14 protein-coding genes and 1 pseudogene are annotated in these 14,910 nt (G+C 61.0%); 11 read left to right on the top strand and 4 right to left on the bottom strand.

What is annotated here, in order from left to right; genetic code table 11:
• Nucleotides 1-115: 115 nt before the first annotated feature.
• From istA to AO692_RS09065, 3 genes and pseudogenes are all read left to right on the top strand, one after another.
• A pseudogene (gene istA, locus AO692_RS09075) lies at nt 116-1,682 on the top strand (IS21 family transposase).
• A complete protein-coding gene (gene istB, locus AO692_RS09070) occupies nt 1,615-2,343 on the top strand; it encodes an IS21-like element helper ATPase IstB (protein ID WP_054308547.1) in 729 nt (242 codons plus the stop codon). The pseudogene istA and the gene istB overlap by 68 nt, the downstream one beginning before the upstream one ends.
• A gap of 156 nt (nt 2,344-2,499) precedes the next feature.
• Complete coding sequence (locus AO692_RS09065) at nt 2,500-3,147, top strand: AraC family transcriptional regulator (protein WP_054309731.1); 648 nt, start codon at nt 2,500-2,502, stop codon at nt 3,145-3,147.
• Between the two features lie 48 nt (nt 3,148-3,195).
• On the opposite strand, the gene AO692_RS09060 is transcribed toward AO692_RS09065, so the two are convergent.
• Nucleotides 3,196-4,071, bottom strand: a complete 876-nt coding sequence (locus AO692_RS09060; protein ID WP_054309730.1) for a LysR family transcriptional regulator — start codon at nt 4,069-4,071, stop codon at nt 3,196-3,198.
• Nucleotides 4,072-4,150: 79 nt separating this feature from the next.
• On the opposite strand from AO692_RS09060, the gene AO692_RS09055 reads away from it, so the two are divergent.
• From AO692_RS09055 to AO692_RS09040, 4 genes are all read left to right on the top strand, one after another.
• A complete protein-coding gene (locus tag AO692_RS09055; protein WP_082407265.1) occupies nt 4,151-5,191 on the top strand; it encodes an agmatine deiminase family protein in 1,041 nt (346 codons plus the stop codon).
• 68 nt (nt 5,192-5,259) lie between these two features.
• Complete coding sequence (locus AO692_RS09050) at nt 5,260-6,300, top strand: agmatine deiminase family protein (protein WP_054309728.1); 1,041 nt, start codon at nt 5,260-5,262, stop codon at nt 6,298-6,300.
• Nucleotides 6,301-6,308: 8 nt separating this feature from the next.
• Nucleotides 6,309-7,199: an N-carbamoylputrescine amidase gene (aguB, locus tag AO692_RS09045; protein ID WP_054309727.1), complete on the top strand. Its 891-nt coding sequence runs from the start codon at nt 6,309-6,311 to the stop codon at nt 7,197-7,199.
• 213 nt (nt 7,200-7,412) lie between these two features.
• The gene (locus AO692_RS09040; RefSeq protein WP_054309726.1) at nt 7,413-8,498 is read left to right on the top strand and encodes an extracellular solute-binding protein; all 1,086 of its coding nucleotides are present in this window, start codon (nt 7,413-7,415) and stop codon (nt 8,496-8,498) included.
• A 39-nt stretch (nt 8,499-8,537) separates the two neighbouring features.
• Here the strand turns inward: AO692_RS09040 and AO692_RS09035 are convergent, their stop codons facing one another.
• Nucleotides 8,538-9,497, bottom strand: a complete 960-nt coding sequence (locus AO692_RS09035; RefSeq protein WP_054309725.1) for an FkbM family methyltransferase — start codon at nt 9,495-9,497, stop codon at nt 8,538-8,540.
• A gap of 279 nt (nt 9,498-9,776) precedes the next feature.
• Between AO692_RS09035 and AO692_RS09030 the strand changes: the two genes are divergently transcribed.
• Both AO692_RS09030 and AO692_RS09025 read left to right on the top strand, forming a co-directional pair.
• A complete protein-coding gene (locus AO692_RS09030; protein ID WP_054309724.1) occupies nt 9,777-10,115 on the top strand; it encodes a metalloregulator ArsR/SmtB family transcription factor in 339 nt (112 codons plus the stop codon).
• A gap of 51 nt (nt 10,116-10,166) precedes the next feature.
• Nucleotides 10,167-10,634 (top strand): SRPBCC family protein, encoded by a 468-nt coding sequence (locus AO692_RS09025; RefSeq protein WP_054309723.1) that lies wholly within the window; start codon nt 10,167-10,169, stop codon nt 10,632-10,634.
• 83 nt (nt 10,635-10,717) lie between these two features.
• Here the strand turns inward: AO692_RS09025 and AO692_RS09020 are convergent, their stop codons facing one another.
• A complete protein-coding gene (locus AO692_RS09020) occupies nt 10,718-11,506 on the bottom strand; it encodes a 3-hydroxybutyrate dehydrogenase (protein WP_054309722.1) in 789 nt (262 codons plus the stop codon).
• Between the two features lie 202 nt (nt 11,507-11,708).
• Here AO692_RS09020 and AO692_RS09015 point away from each other — a divergent pair, with 202 nt between their 5' ends.
• The gene (locus AO692_RS09015; RefSeq protein ID WP_054309721.1) at nt 11,709-12,458 is read left to right on the top strand and encodes an acetoacetate decarboxylase; all 750 of its coding nucleotides are present in this window, start codon (nt 11,709-11,711) and stop codon (nt 12,456-12,458) included.
• 29 nt (nt 12,459-12,487) lie between these two features.
• Nucleotides 12,488-13,648, top strand: coding sequence for a patatin-like phospholipase family protein (locus AO692_RS09010; RefSeq protein WP_054309720.1), 1,161 nt, complete (start codon nt 12,488-12,490; stop codon nt 13,646-13,648).
• 124 nt (nt 13,649-13,772) lie between these two features.
• On the opposite strand, the gene AO692_RS09005 is transcribed toward AO692_RS09010, so the two are convergent.
• The gene (locus AO692_RS09005; protein WP_054309719.1) at nt 13,773-14,795 is read right to left on the bottom strand and encodes a transporter; all 1,023 of its coding nucleotides are present in this window, start codon (nt 14,793-14,795) and stop codon (nt 13,773-13,775) included.
• Between the last annotated feature and the right edge of the window lie 115 nt (nt 14,796-14,910).

Below are 14,910 nucleotides of genomic sequence, written 5' to 3'. Positions count from 1 at the left end.
TGTGTTTCGGCGTGGAATAAGGACCCCGTTTCAGGGGTGACCGGCGTCCAAAAAGGACCCCTGTAACGCAGGGTTGTCACACTGCCTTCGGTTTCATCGGGGGCATTTGTTTTGGATGTTGGTTGTGGAGACGATTGCGAAGATACGTCGGCTTTCGCTGGTCCAGGGGAAGTCGATCAAGGAGATCTGCCGCGAGTTGAGGATATCGCGGAAGGTTGTCCGGAAGGTGCTGCGGTCGAACGCGACGGAGTTCCGTTACGAGCGTGAGCATCAGCCGATGCCAAAGATCGGCCCCTGGCAGGATCAGCTCGACGGGCTTTTAGGTGGCAATCACGGCAAGGCGGGGCGCGAGCGGCTAACGCTGATCCGAATCTTTGAGGAGCTCCGCGGTCTCGGATACGACGGCAGCTACGACGCGGTTCGCCGATACGCCAAGAGCTGGGCGAAGGCGCAGGGATCAGCGACGGCGGAAGCCTATGTGCCGTTGTTCTTCGCGCCGGGTGAAGCCTACCAGTTCGACTGGAGCCACGAGATCGTCCTCATCAATGGCGTGACTGTGACCGTGAAGGTTGCCCATGTCCGGCTTTGCCACAGCCGCATGATGTTCGTCAGAGCCTATCCGCGCGAGACGCAGGAGATGGTGTTCGACGCGCACGACCGGGCCTTCGCCTTCTTTGGCGGCACCTGCACGCGCGGCATCTACGACAACATGAAGACGGCGGTTGAGACGGTATTCGTCGGCAAGGACCGGCAATACAATCGCCGCTTCCTGCAGATGTGCAGCCATTATCTGGTGCAGCCGGTCGCCTGCACGCCGGCGTCGGGCTGGGAGAAGGGTCAAGTCGAGAACCAGGTCGGGCTGGTGCGCGAGCGCTTCTTCACGCCGCGGCTGCGCTTCAAATCCTATGAGGAACTCAACGCCTGGCTGCTCGACAAATGCATCGCCTACACCAAGACGCACCGTCATATCGATCAGCCGGAGCGCACGATCTGGGAGGTGTTCGAGGAGGAGCGCGGCAAACTTGTCGAGTATCGCGGCCCCTTCGACGGCTTCCACACGGTCCCCGCCTCGGTATCGAAGACCTGCACGGTGCGCTTCGACAACAACAAATACTCGGTGCTGTCGACTGCCGTGGGCCGACCGGTCGAGATCCAGGCCTATGCCAGCAGGATCGTCATCCGGCAGGATGGCGTTGTCGTCGCCGAACACGCCCGTTCGTTCGGGCGCGGTGAGACCATTTACGATCCCTGGCACTATGTCCCCGTGCTCGCCCGCAAGCCCGGCGCATTGCGCAATGGCGCGCCGTTCCAGGACTGGGTTCTGCCCTCGGCGATGGAGCGGACCCGGCGCCGACTGAAGTCCTCGGATGACGGTGATCGCCAGATGGTGGCGATCCTGGCTGCGGTGTTGACCGACGGGATCGATGCCGTGGAGGCCGCCTGCCAAGAGGCGCTCGACCAGAACGTCTGCTCGTCAGCTGTCATCATCAACATTCTGGCGCGGCGGCGCGATCCGGCGCCAGCCATCACCATTCTCACCCCGGACGCTCTTCGCCTGCGCCATGAGCCGCAGGCCGACTGTGCCCGCTACGACAGCCTCAGGAGGGCAAGCTGATGGAACGCACGCAGGTTCTGGATCTGATGGGAACGTTGAAGCTCTACGGCATGCGCAGTGCCTATGACGAGGTTATGGCGACCGGCATCAAGCGCCAGCACGAGCCGCCGAGGATCGTCGGCGATCTGCTGTCGGCCGAGATCGCCGAGAAGCAGGCGCGCTCCATCAAATACCAGCTCACCGTCGCAAAGCTGCCGATCGCCAAGGACATCGAGGAGTTCGACTTCGACGGCACGCCGGTCAACGAGGTGCTGGTCAGGGACCTTGCCAACGGCACCTTCGTCGCCGACCAGCGTAACGCCGTTCTCATCGGCGGCACCGGAACCGGCAAGTCACATCTGGCGATTGCCCTTGCCCGATCCCTCATCCGCAACGGGACGCGCGGTCGCTTCTTCAATGTCGTTGATCTCGTCAACCGGCTCGAGACCGAGCACCGCGGTGGCAAGCAGGGCCGTATCGCTGACTACCTGACCCGATTGGACTTCGTCGTCCTCGACGAACTCGGCTATCTGCCCTTCGCGCAAGCCGGCGGGCAGTTGCTCTTCCACCTGATCAGCAGGCTCTACGAGCGCACCTCGATCATCGTCACCACCAATCTGGCGTTCGGCGAATGGCCCGCTGTCTTCGGCGACGCCAAGATGACGACGGCGCTGCTCGACCGGCTCACCCATCACTGCGAGATCATCGAGACCGGAAACGAATCCTGGCGATTCAAGAACCGCGCCTGATCACCCCATAACGCCGATCCGCGCTCGCCGGCCTGCGCAACCCAGACCAGCTTCGCCCGGCGAGCGCTAACCGTGGTGCCCTACAGGGGTCCCTTTTGCGCGCCGATCCAGGGTCCCCATTCCAGGCCGATTGACAGGCGAGCCACGGAAAGCGAGGTGACCCTGCTCTACATGCCATACGATCTCTTCGGCGATCAGGCGGGCATGCTGGTTGCGGCCAACAATTCAGTCCTCTCGGGCAACTACGCAACACTTTTGATCGATTATATCAGCAGCGTCGAAACAAGACTGCCAGCGCTGGTGGCCAACGATCTGCCAAAGATCGTGCACACGATAAGAGACATGCTCGTCACCTGCGTGACGGATGCAGCGGCCAATGCCCGAAACGGGGTCAATCCACTGACATTGAGCGCAATGGAACGGGTACACCGCTATATCCACAGCAACCTTGGTGCACCAAATCTCAATCCCGACAGCATCTCGCGCGCCATGGGCATTTCCCGCACTCGCCTCTATCAACTGTTCGAGGCGAGCGGCGGCGTTCTCAACTACATTCGCAGAAAGCGCCTGCAGGATGCCTATGCAGCGCTCAGCGATACGACCAACAACCAACGCATATTGGACATTGCCGAAGGGGCTGGTTTTGACGTCGCGGCGAATTTCACGCGTGCGTTCATACACGAATTCGGGCTGAGCCCAAGCGAAGTCCGCAAAGCGGCCAGCAGCGCCCAGCCCCCAACCATCCAGACCGATCCGTCGCCGACGCCAACTTTCGAGAAGTGGCTGCGAGAATTAGGGCGCTGACATTCGGCCTGGACAATATGCGGCCATGGGACGTCGGTCTGTTCCAAACTAGCTCTGCTCACCCAACCAATCCCACGCCCCCTGAACATCGGCATCCTTGAGCCGATCCTGCGTGGATATGGCATACCACGCGCGGCCCGTTTCAAGGGTGTGGTCATAGGGGAGTACGAGAGACCGTGCTGCTATGGCCGCCTCGACCAGCGGCAGGCTACCCAGCGCCACGCCCTGACCGAGCTCAGCCGCGGCAAGCGCAAGATCGCTGTCGCTGAAATTGCTTCCGTGCCAGCTGCCATTCGCCTCGATGCCGGTACTCCGCAGCCAATCGGCCCAACCGACGGGACGCTCGTCATGAATGAGAGGAACACCGAGCAGGTCGGCGGGATTGTCCAGAGCCCTCGCCAACGTCGCAGTTGCGACCGGCGACAGGACATCCTTTGCGATCAGCAGGCTCTCGCATCCCTCGGGCGGCGCTTCGGCATGGATGATTGCCAGGTCGATCTCCATCGTCTGGAAATCGATCGCCGCCCCGCTTGTGTCGAGCCAGGGTTCGCAGGCCGGCACGGCCGCTTGCAGCGAAGGAAGGCGATGCAGCAACCAGCGTCGGCTGAAATCACGTGGCGCATAGATCACGACGCTGCCGGGCTTACGATAGGGTTCCAGACGCCGATAGCCTTCCTCCATGAGTTCCAGGCACTGGCGTACGGTGCGCTGATAGTCGCGCCCCGCATCCGTCAACCGCACCTCGCGGCCGATACGCAGGAACAACGGTTGACCGATATGGCCTTCGAGCAGCCGCATCTGGTGGCTGATGGCCGATTGGGTGAGACCCAGATCCTCGGCTGCACGGCTGAAGCTTTCGAACCGCGCGGCCGCCTCGAACCCCTTCAGGAATTGCGTCGGAGGAATATGCCGGAACCTTGCCATTCATGAATTCCATTCAATGACAACAGGAATCCTTCTCAGTTGTATGGGCTGTTCTTCAGCTTAACAATGAGCACTGTACATGAATGGAGAGTTTTCGATGAATGCCATCGAGTGGCCGGCGCAGCAGTTGAAATTTCGTCGACCTGCCGAATTCGAGCCTCATGCGAAGACATGGATGGCATGGCCTCACCGCCAGGACATGTATGGCGCCACTCTGCCTGCCATGCAGCAGGCCTATGCAGCCGTCGCCCACGCCATCGCACAATTCGAGCCGGTCAGCATGGTGGCTCATCCCGATCACGCCGGGGGTGCCCGGGCCATGCTTGGAAGCGGCATCGATGTCGTCGAGATCCCGATCGACGATTGCTGGATTCGCGATTCCGGCCCGACCTTCCTCAAACTCGCCGATGGCGGCCTCGCCGGCGTGTCGTGGCGTTTCAACGCCTGGGGCCGCAAGCACGAGCCCTATGACCAGGACAACGCGCTTGCCGAGAGGTTGCTCAACAGGGAGAACGCGCTCGCCCTGCGCTCCTTCCTCCATTGCGAAGGCGGTTCGCTGACGACCGACGGCGAAGGAACGCTGATCGCGACCGAAACCAGCCTGCTCCATTCCAACCGCAATCCCGGCTTGTCGAAGGCATGGGTGGAAAAAGAACTGCTACGCATGCTTGGCCTCGAAAAGGTCGTATGGCTGCCTGGCGACCCGCTGGATCTCGAAACGGACGGCCATGTCGACGGTATGTGCTGCTTCGTGTGCCCCGGCACGGTGATGTTCGAATACAATCCCGATCCATCGGACCTGCACGGACGCGTCCTTGCCGACAACCTTGCGGCCTTGCGCAGCCAGACCGACGCTCGGGGACGCAGCTTCGAAGTGATCCTCATCCCCGAAGCCTACGATGTCGAAGCGACCAGCGAAGTGTTTGCACGCTCCTACATCAATTTCGCGCTCGCCAATGGTGGCGTGGTCATGCCGACCTTCGGTCAGCCCTCGGGCGAGGAGGCCAAGGCGGCCGTCGCGCGCGCCTTCCCGGATCGGCGCATCGTCACGGTCGATGTCGGAGCCGTGGTGCCGGCGGGCGGCGCCATCCATTGCATCACGCAAGAACAGCCGCGGTAGCGGGCTGCCGAATGAGGACATCATGGACACGTCGTCACGTTATCATGGCAGCGGCAGGATGGACGCTCATGTCTGAGATCTCGATCAAGTCGGCACAGGCGAACGACTGGAAGGCGGCCGTTCCTTCCGAGACCGCACCGCATGCCAGGACCTGGATGGCCTGGCCGAGCACACCGGCCGTTTATGGCGGGCCGGGTGCGTACTACGAAAGCGTCCAGGAGACACTGGGCCGGCTGGCGGCGGCGATCGCCGAGAACGAGCCGGTGGCCATGGCGGCGGCCGCGGAACATCACGCCATTGCGGCGGAGCTCTGTGGTCCAGATGTCGAACTCGTCGACATCGCAACCGACGACATGTGGATGCGCGATTCCGGGCCGGTATTCGTGCGCTCCGCGGACGGTGCGATGGCTGCGGTCGACTTCCGCTTCAACGGCTGGGGCAACAAGCAGGCGCATCCGCGCGATGCAGACATCGCTTCCAATGTCGCCAGACATGTCGGAGCCATTCGCCATGTCTCTCCACTTCGGGGCGAAGGCGGCGGCATCGAATATGACGGCGACGGCACCTTGCTGCTCGCCGAGAGCTGCTGGGTCAACGACAACCGCAATCCCGGGCTGAGCCGCGCCGAGATCGAGCAACACCTCAGGACCGCGCTCGGCGTCGAGGCCGTGATCTGGGTTCCAGGCGTGCGCGGCAGAGACATCACCGACGGTCATGTCGACGGCTCCATCCGCTTCGTGAAACCAGGCCTGCTTATCGCCAGCAGTTGGCCGGGCGATACGTCCGAATGGGGCCGGGCACACGAAGAAGCGCTTGCCATCCTGGCCAAAGCCAAGGACGCACGCGGACGCAAATTCGAGGTGGTCTCCGTTCCTTCCGCCACGAACGCGCGTTCCAAAAGCGACGATTTCCTGACCAGCTATGCGAATTATTATGTCGGCAACGGCGCGCTCTATACGCCGCAGTTCGGTGACAAGAAAGCCGATGCTCTGGCCAGGGAAACGCTTGGGCGGCTGCACCCGGACCGTCGCATCGTCCAGCTCGATATGGACCGCATCTACGAGAATGGTGGCGGCATCCACTGCGTCACCCAACAACAACCTTTGTGAGGTGAACCATGCGCCAGTTGATTGCCGCTGCTGTCCAGATTTCCTGCACCGACGAGATCGAAGCCAATCTCGACAAGCTCGAACATCAGGTCCGCGAAGCCTCCCGGCGCGGCGCCCAGCTCGTCGTGCTGCAGGAACTGTTCGAAGGCGTCTATTTCTGCATGGATGAGGACAGACGCCACAATATCCGCGCGCGCCCGCTTGAAGGGCATCCGACTGTTGCCCGCATGGCAGCGCTGGCGCGCGAGACAGGTACCGTCCTGCCGGTATCCCTGTTCGAGCGCGACGGTTCAGGATTGTTCAACACACTGGTGATGATCGACGCCGACGGCAAGGTGCTCGGCCACTACCGAAAGAGCCACATTCCAAACAGCCCCGGCTATTCGGAAAAGCTCTACTTCAATGATGGCGATACCGGCTTCAGGGTCTTCGAAACCGCTGCCGGTAAGATCGGCGCAGGGATATGCTGGGACCAGTGGTTCCCCGAAGCAGCCCGCGCCATGGTGCTGATGGGCGCCGAGGTGCTGATCTACCCGACTGCCATAGGCTCGGAGCCTTCCTATCCCGGCTGGGATTCGAAGGACCATTGGCAACGCGTCATGCAGGGCCATGCCGGTGCCAACCTCACTCCGGTTATTGCCGCCAACCGGATCGGCGTGGAAAGGGGTGAAACAAGCGAAGTGGTGTTCTACGGCTCGTCCTTCATCACGGACCATACCGGAGCCAAGCTCGCCGAAGCCGACCGTGTCTCCGACAGCGTGATCACGGCTGCTCTCGACCTCGACGAGATCGCCGCGGCCCGGCGCAGTTGGGGCGTATTCCGCGACCGGCGGCCCGATCTCTACGGCGCGCTTCTGGAGCCGACACCGGAGCGCCTGCTCGCCAGGGAGGCGGCCTAGTGCACGGCCTGAAGAGCCGCCGCTGAAAACTGTCGGAGCGCCACAAGGCTCACGCGACGCTCCGATTGAAAGCTCCGGCAACGATCCGGGGGCGTACCAGAGCGTTTCCGTTTTTTACGGAAACGCGAAAATGCTCTAACTCTTTGTTTTCACGCAATTCCGGGCGGAAAACCTCTACGCACTTTTCCTGGAATTGCTCCAAGGGAGGAAATGATGAAACATTGGCTCGCGCTTGCCGCGGCATGCCTTTTTGCGACCTCGGCTCTCGCCGAGGAAAAGGTGCTGCACCTTTATTCCTGGGAATCCTATTTCGGACCGGACACCATCGCCAAATTCGAGAAGGAGACCGGCATCAAAGTCACTTACGACCTGTTCGATTCCAACGACATGGTCGAGACCAAGATCCTCACCGGAGGTTCCGGTTACGACGCCATCACCATCAACCTGTCACCGCACCTGCAACGCGAGCTGCCCGTGGGCGTCTGGGCAACGCTCGACAAGAGCAAGCTTTCCAATCTGGGCAACCTCGACCCGGCCGTGGTCGCGCGTGTCGACGAGATCGACAAGGGCAGCGCGCACGGCGTGCCCTGGATGTGGGGAACGACCGGCGTCGGCTACAACGTCGACAAGATCAAAGCCATCATGCCCGACGCGCCGGTCGACTCGCTGCGCATGCTTTTCGACCCGGAAATCGTCGGCAAGTTCGCCCCTTGCGGCGTCACCATGCTCGACGATGCCGAACAGGTTCTGGGTCTTGCACTGATCTATCTCGGCCTCGATCCGGATACCACCGATCCGGACGAATTGCAGAAGGCTGTGGACGTCATCGCCAAGATCCGTCCCTATGTGCGCAAATTCCACAGCTCCAGCTACATCAACGATCTCGCCCAGGGCGATGCCTGCGTGGCGCTTGGCTTCTCCGGCGACATGCACATCGCCGACGTTCGGGCCAAGGAAGCGAAACGGCCTTTCTCGATCACCTATCGACTGTCGAAGGAAGGCAATTTGATGTGGGCCGACGTGTTGGCGGTACCGAGTGACGCACCGCACCCGGAAGCCGCGCATGCCTTCATCGATTTCGTGATGCGGCCGGACATTGCCGCATCGGCCGCCAGGGACACCGGCTTTTCGACGGCGAACAAGGCGGCGCTCGCGATGCTCGATGAAAAGCTGCGCGCCGATCCAGACCTCTATCCGTCAGACGAAGCGCAGAAGCGCTTTCACCTGCCGAAGGCGCTCGATCAGAAAGCTCTGAAAATGTGGTCCAAGGCATGGAACCGGGCCAAAGGTCTGGAATAAACCCGTTGGAGTGCCGGGCCAGGCACCGTCTGCCCGCCCCTATTCGGCGATCAGCCTTTCCAGCCGTTCGATCCAGAATGGGCTGCGTGTAGCAATGAAATCGTAGCCGAAACGCCGTGATTTCTTGATATCCGCCAGTTGCTCCGGCGCCGTGATTTCGCGGCGCCGGCCATGTCCCAGCCAGAAAACGCGCAGCTTCAGCATATCCAGCGCATGGCGCGTGGTGGCATGATCGAGATCGGAACCATGATCCTCGTAGACAAACACGGTATCGCCGCCGAGCAATCTCGTCGCGCCGGAAAACGCGGCTATCTCCACACCCTCGACATCAAGCTTGACGATGAATTTGTCGAGCCCGGCAAACAGCGGCAATGCAGCGAGATCGTCGATGCTTATCGTGTCGCATTCGAGAATGGGGGGCGAGCCGTCGGCGGGATCGACGATGGTGCGCGCTTCATGCTTTGCGCCGAAAATGCGCACATGTTCGCCGCTCATCGCACCAATTGCCCGGTTCAATGCCGTATAGCGGCCACCATTGAGCAAGCGATTGTCTTCCAACACACGGAATGTATCGGCGGCGGCCTCGATCGCCACCGTGGGCTTGCTGCCGGCCTGCGGGCCACTCGCCAGAATTGACCAGTAACCGTAATTCGCCCCGCCATCGATGAAGCCGTAGCCGACATCGCGCACCGCATCGAGCAGGGTCAGCATCGAGCGCTCATACGAATAACCGGGCAACAGCAGGATCGACCAATAAGGGTCGCAATAAGGAACACGCATCGATGCGCCGGACGTCAACGTAAAGACCATCGGCCGCTTGCTTGGCAGCAAGGCGCGAACGGCGCGCGCCACATACGAAAAGCCGAACTGGCGCAGCGGCAGCAGTACCCGCATGGCAAGCCGCAGCGAGCGCAAGGCCATGGCCTCATGCAGGCTTGCGCCTTCTATGCGGCCGCTGTGCGCGTCGACAACAATGTCTTTTGCCAGAGGCTTCAACATACGCGGTTCAATATCCGAGATTGCCTCCAAATACGATGCCACCTGCACCCCCCAAGGTCATTTCCCGAATGCGGCTCCTATCACCCGCCACCCCATACATCACGTTTGCGGCGTCTCTGCTTGGAAACCAATTGTTAACCTTACCGGCGCGCGACGAGGCCGAAGCCTATCAGGTGCCGTCGACGACACGGCGGTTTGCTGGTCCCGACAGCCATTTGCTTGACAGGCGCGGCTTCTTTATTATTTTACCGATAAGCTAATTAGCCAATTGGAAAAATAATGGACCAGCTCAGCCTCACCTTCCATGCGCTTGCCGACCCGACCCGGCGCGCCATCCTGATGCGACTGGCCAAAGGCGATGCCACCGTCAACGAGTTGGCGAAACCATTCGACCTGCGCCTTCCAACCATCTCGAAGCACCTCAAGGTGCTGCAGGAGGCATCGCTGGTTTCCCAGACCCGCGAAGCACAACGACGGCACTGCCATCTCGAAGCCAAGGCGCTGAAGGAGGTTGCCGACTGGGTTTGGAATTACCGAACGTATTGGGAGGAGAGCTTCGACCGGCTCGACGCCTTTCTGAGCGACATCGAAGCAGCGAGTAAAGCCAGCAAGAATTAGCCGCACCGCTCAACGCAACTCATCGTTTTGTCACGAAATGGAGCAGTCATCATGTCCAAGACCACTTTTACGGCCGAAACCGGCAAATACGAGATCGTCATGACGCGAACGTTCGATGCGCCACGCGAACAGGTCTTCGCCGTCTACACCGATCCCAAGGCGATCCCGAACTGGTGGGGCCCGAGTTGGCTGACGACGACGGTTGATAAATTTGAAGCAAGGCAAGGCGGCGTCTGGCGTTTCGTGCAGCGCGACAAGGCCGGCAACGAATACGGCTTCCATGGTGTCCACCATGAAATCACGGTCCCTTCCCGCATGGTGCGCACCTTCGAATTCGAAGGCATGCCGGGCCATGTTCTGCTCGAGACCGTCACTTTCGAGGACGTCGGCGGCAGGACCAGGATCGTCGCGCAATCCGTGTTCCAGTCCATCGCAGCACGCGATGGCATGGTGCAGTCGGGCGCCGAGTCCGGAGCCACCGAGAGCTGGGATCGCCTGAACGCTCTGCTTTCCGCCTGACCGGTTGGACATCAGAAAAAGACCGCCGGCTCCGTCGGCGGTCTTTTCTTTTGCGGGAACATGAGCTTACACGGGCGAACGACTTACTGGGCCGTCCAGCCGCCGTCGACCGGCAGCGTCGTGCCGGTGATCTGCCTGGCGGCGTCCGAACAGAGGAACACCGAAAGCGCCGCGATCTCTTCCACCGTCACGAATTCCTTGGTTGGCTGAGCTGCCAGCAGCACGTCATGCTTGACCTGCTCTTCGGTCATGTTGCGCGCCTTCATCGTATCGGGGATCTGCTTCTCGACCAGTGGCGTCCACACATAGCCCGGCGCGATCGCGTTGACGGTCACGCCGTCTTGCGCGGCTTCGAGCGCCACCGTCTTGGTCAGGCCGGCTATGCCATGCTTGGCCGAGACATAGGCCGATTTGAAGGGCGACGCGACGAGCGCGTGCGCGGAAGCGGTGTTGATGATCCGACCCCACTTGCGCGCCTTCATGCCCGGCAGTGCAGCCTTGATCGCGTAGAACGCCGCCAGCAGGTTGATACGGATGATCGCCTCCCACTTGTCGTCGGGGAATTCCTCGATCGGCGCGACATACTGGATACCGGCATTGTTGACCAAAATATCGAGGCTTCCAAAGGCTTGCTCGGCCTCCTGCACCATGGCGGTGACTTCTTCGCCCTTCAGCATATTGGCGCCGGAATAGCGGCACTGGACGCCGAAATCCGCTTCGATCGCCACACGCTCCTTCTCGATTTCAGCAGGGTCTCCAAGTCCGTTGATGGTGACATTGGCGCCTTCGGCAGCAAAGGCTCGGGCAATGGCAAGGCCAATGCCGCTGGTAGAGCCGGTGACGAGCGCATTCTTTGAAGTCAGGGAACCCATGGTGATCTCTCGGCTGGCAGTTGGAGTGACATTCTAACTAGGTGCATTGCAGCAAGTTTCCATCACAAACATGTGTCGATTTCATTCTGGAACCGACAAACGACTGGAATCGTTCATCGACCCGACACAAACCCGTCATGCTGCCATGCAACATGACATGCGTTGTTTCTGATGTGACATCCGTCAATCCCGAGGTGACAACTTGGAAATCGCCGACGTCGTGAAGCGCGCTTACGCCATGCCGCTGACCAACCCCTCCTTCCCGCCCGGGCCTTATCGTTTCTTCGACCGCGAATATGTCATCATCACCTACCGCACCACGCGCGAGGCGCTGGAAGCGGTGGTGCCGGCGCCGCTGGAACTCGATGGCGAGCCGCTGGTGAAATACGAATTCATCCGCATGCCGGACTCGACCGGCTTCGGCGACTACACCGAAAGCGGCCAGGTCATCCCTGTGCGCTTCAACGGCGAACATGGCGTCTATGTCCATTCCATGTATCTGGATGACGACGCTCCAATCGCCGGAGGGCGCGAATTATGGGGCTTTCCCAAGAAGCTGGCCAATCCCAAAATCGTCAACGAAGGCGAAGTTGTCGTCGGCACGTTGCACTATGGTTCGGTGCTCTGCGCCACTGGCACGATGGGCTACAAGCACCGCGAAGCCGACCGCGAACAGGTGATGGCCGCGCTGACCGCACCCAACTTCCTGATCAAGATCATTCCGCATGTCGACGGCACGCCGCGCATCTGCGAGCTCGTGCGTTATCACCTCACCGACATCACACTTAAGGAAGCCTGGACCGCTCCCGCCGCGCTTGACCTGCGCCCGCATGTCATGGCCGACGTGGCTCGCCTTCCGGTGCTCGAAGTCGTTTCGGCTTTGCATTTCACCGCCGACCTCACCCTCGGCCTCGGCGAAGTCGTCCACGACTATCTCGCCGGCGCACGCTGACCTTTCTTAATCATGTGCCGGAGTTGACCGTGCTGGACCGCAACAGAACGAAGGCGAACATCGCCACCATCCAGGAGATCGCATCGCAATACGACCGCGTCGCGCTCGTACTTCAGGGCGGCGGTGCGCTCGGCGCCTACCAGGCCGGCGTCTATCAGGCCCTGTCCGATGCCGGTTGTGAACCCACCTGGCTTTCCGGGGTTTCGATTGGCGCCATCAACGCTTCGATCATCGCCGGCAATGAACCGAGCCGCCGCCTGCAAAGGCTGGAACAGTTCTGGCAGACGATTTCCGGCCGCAAGATCTGGGCCTATACGCCGGAAGGCGACATCTATCGCGACATCCGCAACCGCACCAGTTCGTGGATGACGATGACGATGGGACAGCCTGGCTTCTTCAAGCCGCGCTTCCCCAACCCATGGTTGGAGCAGGTGGGTGCGGAAGGCGCGACCAGCTTCTACGACACGGCGGAATTGAAAGACACGCTCGAGCAGGTGATCGATTTCGACGTGCTCAACGATGGCCGCAAACGCCTCAGTGTCGGCGCCGTCAACGTGCGCACCGGCAATTTCGTCTATTTCGACACCGACAAGGTCCGTATCGGGCCGGAGCATATCATGGCTTCCGGCGCCCTGCCCCCGGCTTTTCCGGCCATCCGCATCGAAGGCGAATATTATTGGGACGGCGGCATCGTCTCCAACACGCCTCTGCAATATCTGCTCGACCAGGAAGAGGACCGCAGCTCGCTGGTTTTTCAGGTCGACCTGTTCAGCGCCCGCGGTGTGCTGCCTCGCGGCATGGCCGACGTGCTGTCGCGCCACAAGGACATCATGTATTCGAGCCGTACGCGCCAGAACACGGACAACTTCAAACGCATCCATGATCTGAAGATGCAGCTCCTGGATGCCCTCAAGCGCGTTCCTGCAGAGATGCGCTCCCCCGAGGAAGAGCGGCTGATTGCCGACTATTCCGATGCCGGCGTGGTCAACATCATCCACCTCATCTACCAGCACAAGGGCTATGAGGGGCACGCCAAGGATTATGAATTCTCCGGCACCTCGATGCGCGAACACTGGGACACAGGGCTCGAAGATACACAGCGCACGCTGCGGCACCATCAGTGGTTGACCCCGCCGACGAATACGGAGGGCGTGGCCATCCACGATCTGCATCGCGAAGACCCGACCTGACCAAGCAATCCTGAGACCAGAGCAACTCCAGGAAAAGTGTGTAACGGTTTTCCATCCGGAATTGCGTAAGAACAAAGAGTTAGAGCGTTTCAGCGTTTCCGTGAAAAACGGAAACGCTCCAGGGTCAGAAACGCACGCTGATGCCGGCGCGACGCAGCAGCCAGTAAAACAGCGCCGTGGCGCCAACACCCAGCGCGACCGCCCACCAGAAACCGCCATCGCCGTGTGTGAACGGCAGGCCGCCGGTATTCATGCCGAAGACACCCACCACGAGCGTACCGGGCAGGAGCAGCGCGCTCATCACAGCCATGGCTTTCAGGCTGCGATTGGATTCGTCGGCCAGTTCAGCTGCCATTTCTTCCTGCAGCAGCCTGGCGCGATCGTTGATCATGACGATCTCGCGGTCGAGCCGCTCGAGCCGTGTCGACAGGCGCTGCAACACCGTATGAGCGGCCGCGGAAAGCTGCCATTCTTCGCGGTCCTCGTCTTCGAACAGTGCAACCATGCCGGAAACCGGCCTGTGCAATGAAACCGCCAACCGGCGCACTTCCTTGAGCCGTCGACGCTCGTCGCTCAACCTCTCCGTGACCAGATTGTCTTCCACTTCATCGAGCTGTCGCGCTGCTTCCGCGAGCCTGAGGCCGGTATTCTTGCAGAAGGCGCCGACGATTGCCTCGAACAGATCGAAGGCTGTAGGCAACCTCAACCCATCGCCCAACGCTCGGCGCAGTTGGTCGACACCTTCCAGCGAATGCCGGCGCCCAGTCACCAGGAGGCGTTCGGTAACCGCGAAATGCAACCGTCCGATCGTGCTCGAGCGCCGCTCGATATCCTTGTGCATGTCGGCCGACACGCCATGCACCACTCCGTCTTCATGGCCAAGCACCAGACTGTCATGCCCTTCCAGGATGGCGCGCGATGCGTGAGGCAGCCGACAGGCATGCCCCACCCAACCATGCGCACGCTGATCGACCAGATCGACGTGCAGCCAGACCCATCCTTCGTCGGCGGCAAGGGCGGCTTCGATATCCTTCTGCGCCAGGACGGCCGCTGGCTGGCCGGGCAGTGCGCGATAGGCAAAGATCAGGCCTGGCGCCTGATCGGTGCTTTCACTGCCCGGAAGGCTGAAACGCGGCGCTTCATTCATCGACGGCACGGAGCCTTGATTGGACGGAGCACGATCCCGGAAAATCTTTCTGGACAAGGATCATGCGACAGAACCACGAAGAGGCTGGCACGGCTTCACTGCGCCAGCCTCGCTT

The sequence above is a fragment of the Mesorhizobium sp. 1M-11 genome (assembly GCF_001303895.1).
Classification (GTDB): domain Bacteria; phylum Pseudomonadota; class Alphaproteobacteria; order Rhizobiales; family Rhizobiaceae; genus Mesorhizobium.
The sequence above is the reverse complement of the archived record's forward strand: the minus strand, read 5'-3'. Positions and strand labels throughout refer to the sequence as shown.

Coding starts and splice junctions, on each gene's coding strand:
- istB (WP_054308547.1), top strand. CDS start 1,615: ATGGAACGCACGCAGGTTCTGGATCTGATGGGAACGTTGAAGCTCTAC.
- AO692_RS09060 (WP_054309730.1), bottom strand. CDS start 4,071: ATGGCAAGGTTCCGGCATATTCCTCCGACGCAATTCCTGAAGGGGTTC.
- AO692_RS09055 (WP_082407265.1), top strand. CDS start 4,151: ATGAATGGAGAGTTTTCGATGAATGCCATCGAGTGGCCGGCGCAGCAG.
- AO692_RS09050 (WP_054309728.1), top strand. CDS start 5,260: ATGTCTGAGATCTCGATCAAGTCGGCACAGGCGAACGACTGGAAGGCG.
- aguB (WP_054309727.1), top strand. CDS start 6,309: ATGCGCCAGTTGATTGCCGCTGCTGTCCAGATTTCCTGCACCGACGAG.
- AO692_RS09040 (WP_054309726.1), top strand. CDS start 7,413: ATGAAACATTGGCTCGCGCTTGCCGCGGCATGCCTTTTTGCGACCTCG.
- AO692_RS09035 (WP_054309725.1), bottom strand. CDS start 9,497: ATGTTGAAGCCTCTGGCAAAAGACATTGTTGTCGACGCGCACAGCGGC.
- AO692_RS09030 (WP_054309724.1), top strand. CDS start 9,777: ATGGACCAGCTCAGCCTCACCTTCCATGCGCTTGCCGACCCGACCCGG.
- AO692_RS09025 (WP_054309723.1), top strand. CDS start 10,167: ATGTCCAAGACCACTTTTACGGCCGAAACCGGCAAATACGAGATCGTC.
- AO692_RS09020 (WP_054309722.1), bottom strand. CDS start 11,506: ATGGGTTCCCTGACTTCAAAGAATGCGCTCGTCACCGGCTCTACCAGC.
- AO692_RS09005 (WP_054309719.1), bottom strand. CDS start 14,795: ATGAATGAAGCGCCGCGTTTCAGCCTTCCGGGCAGTGAAAGCACCGAT.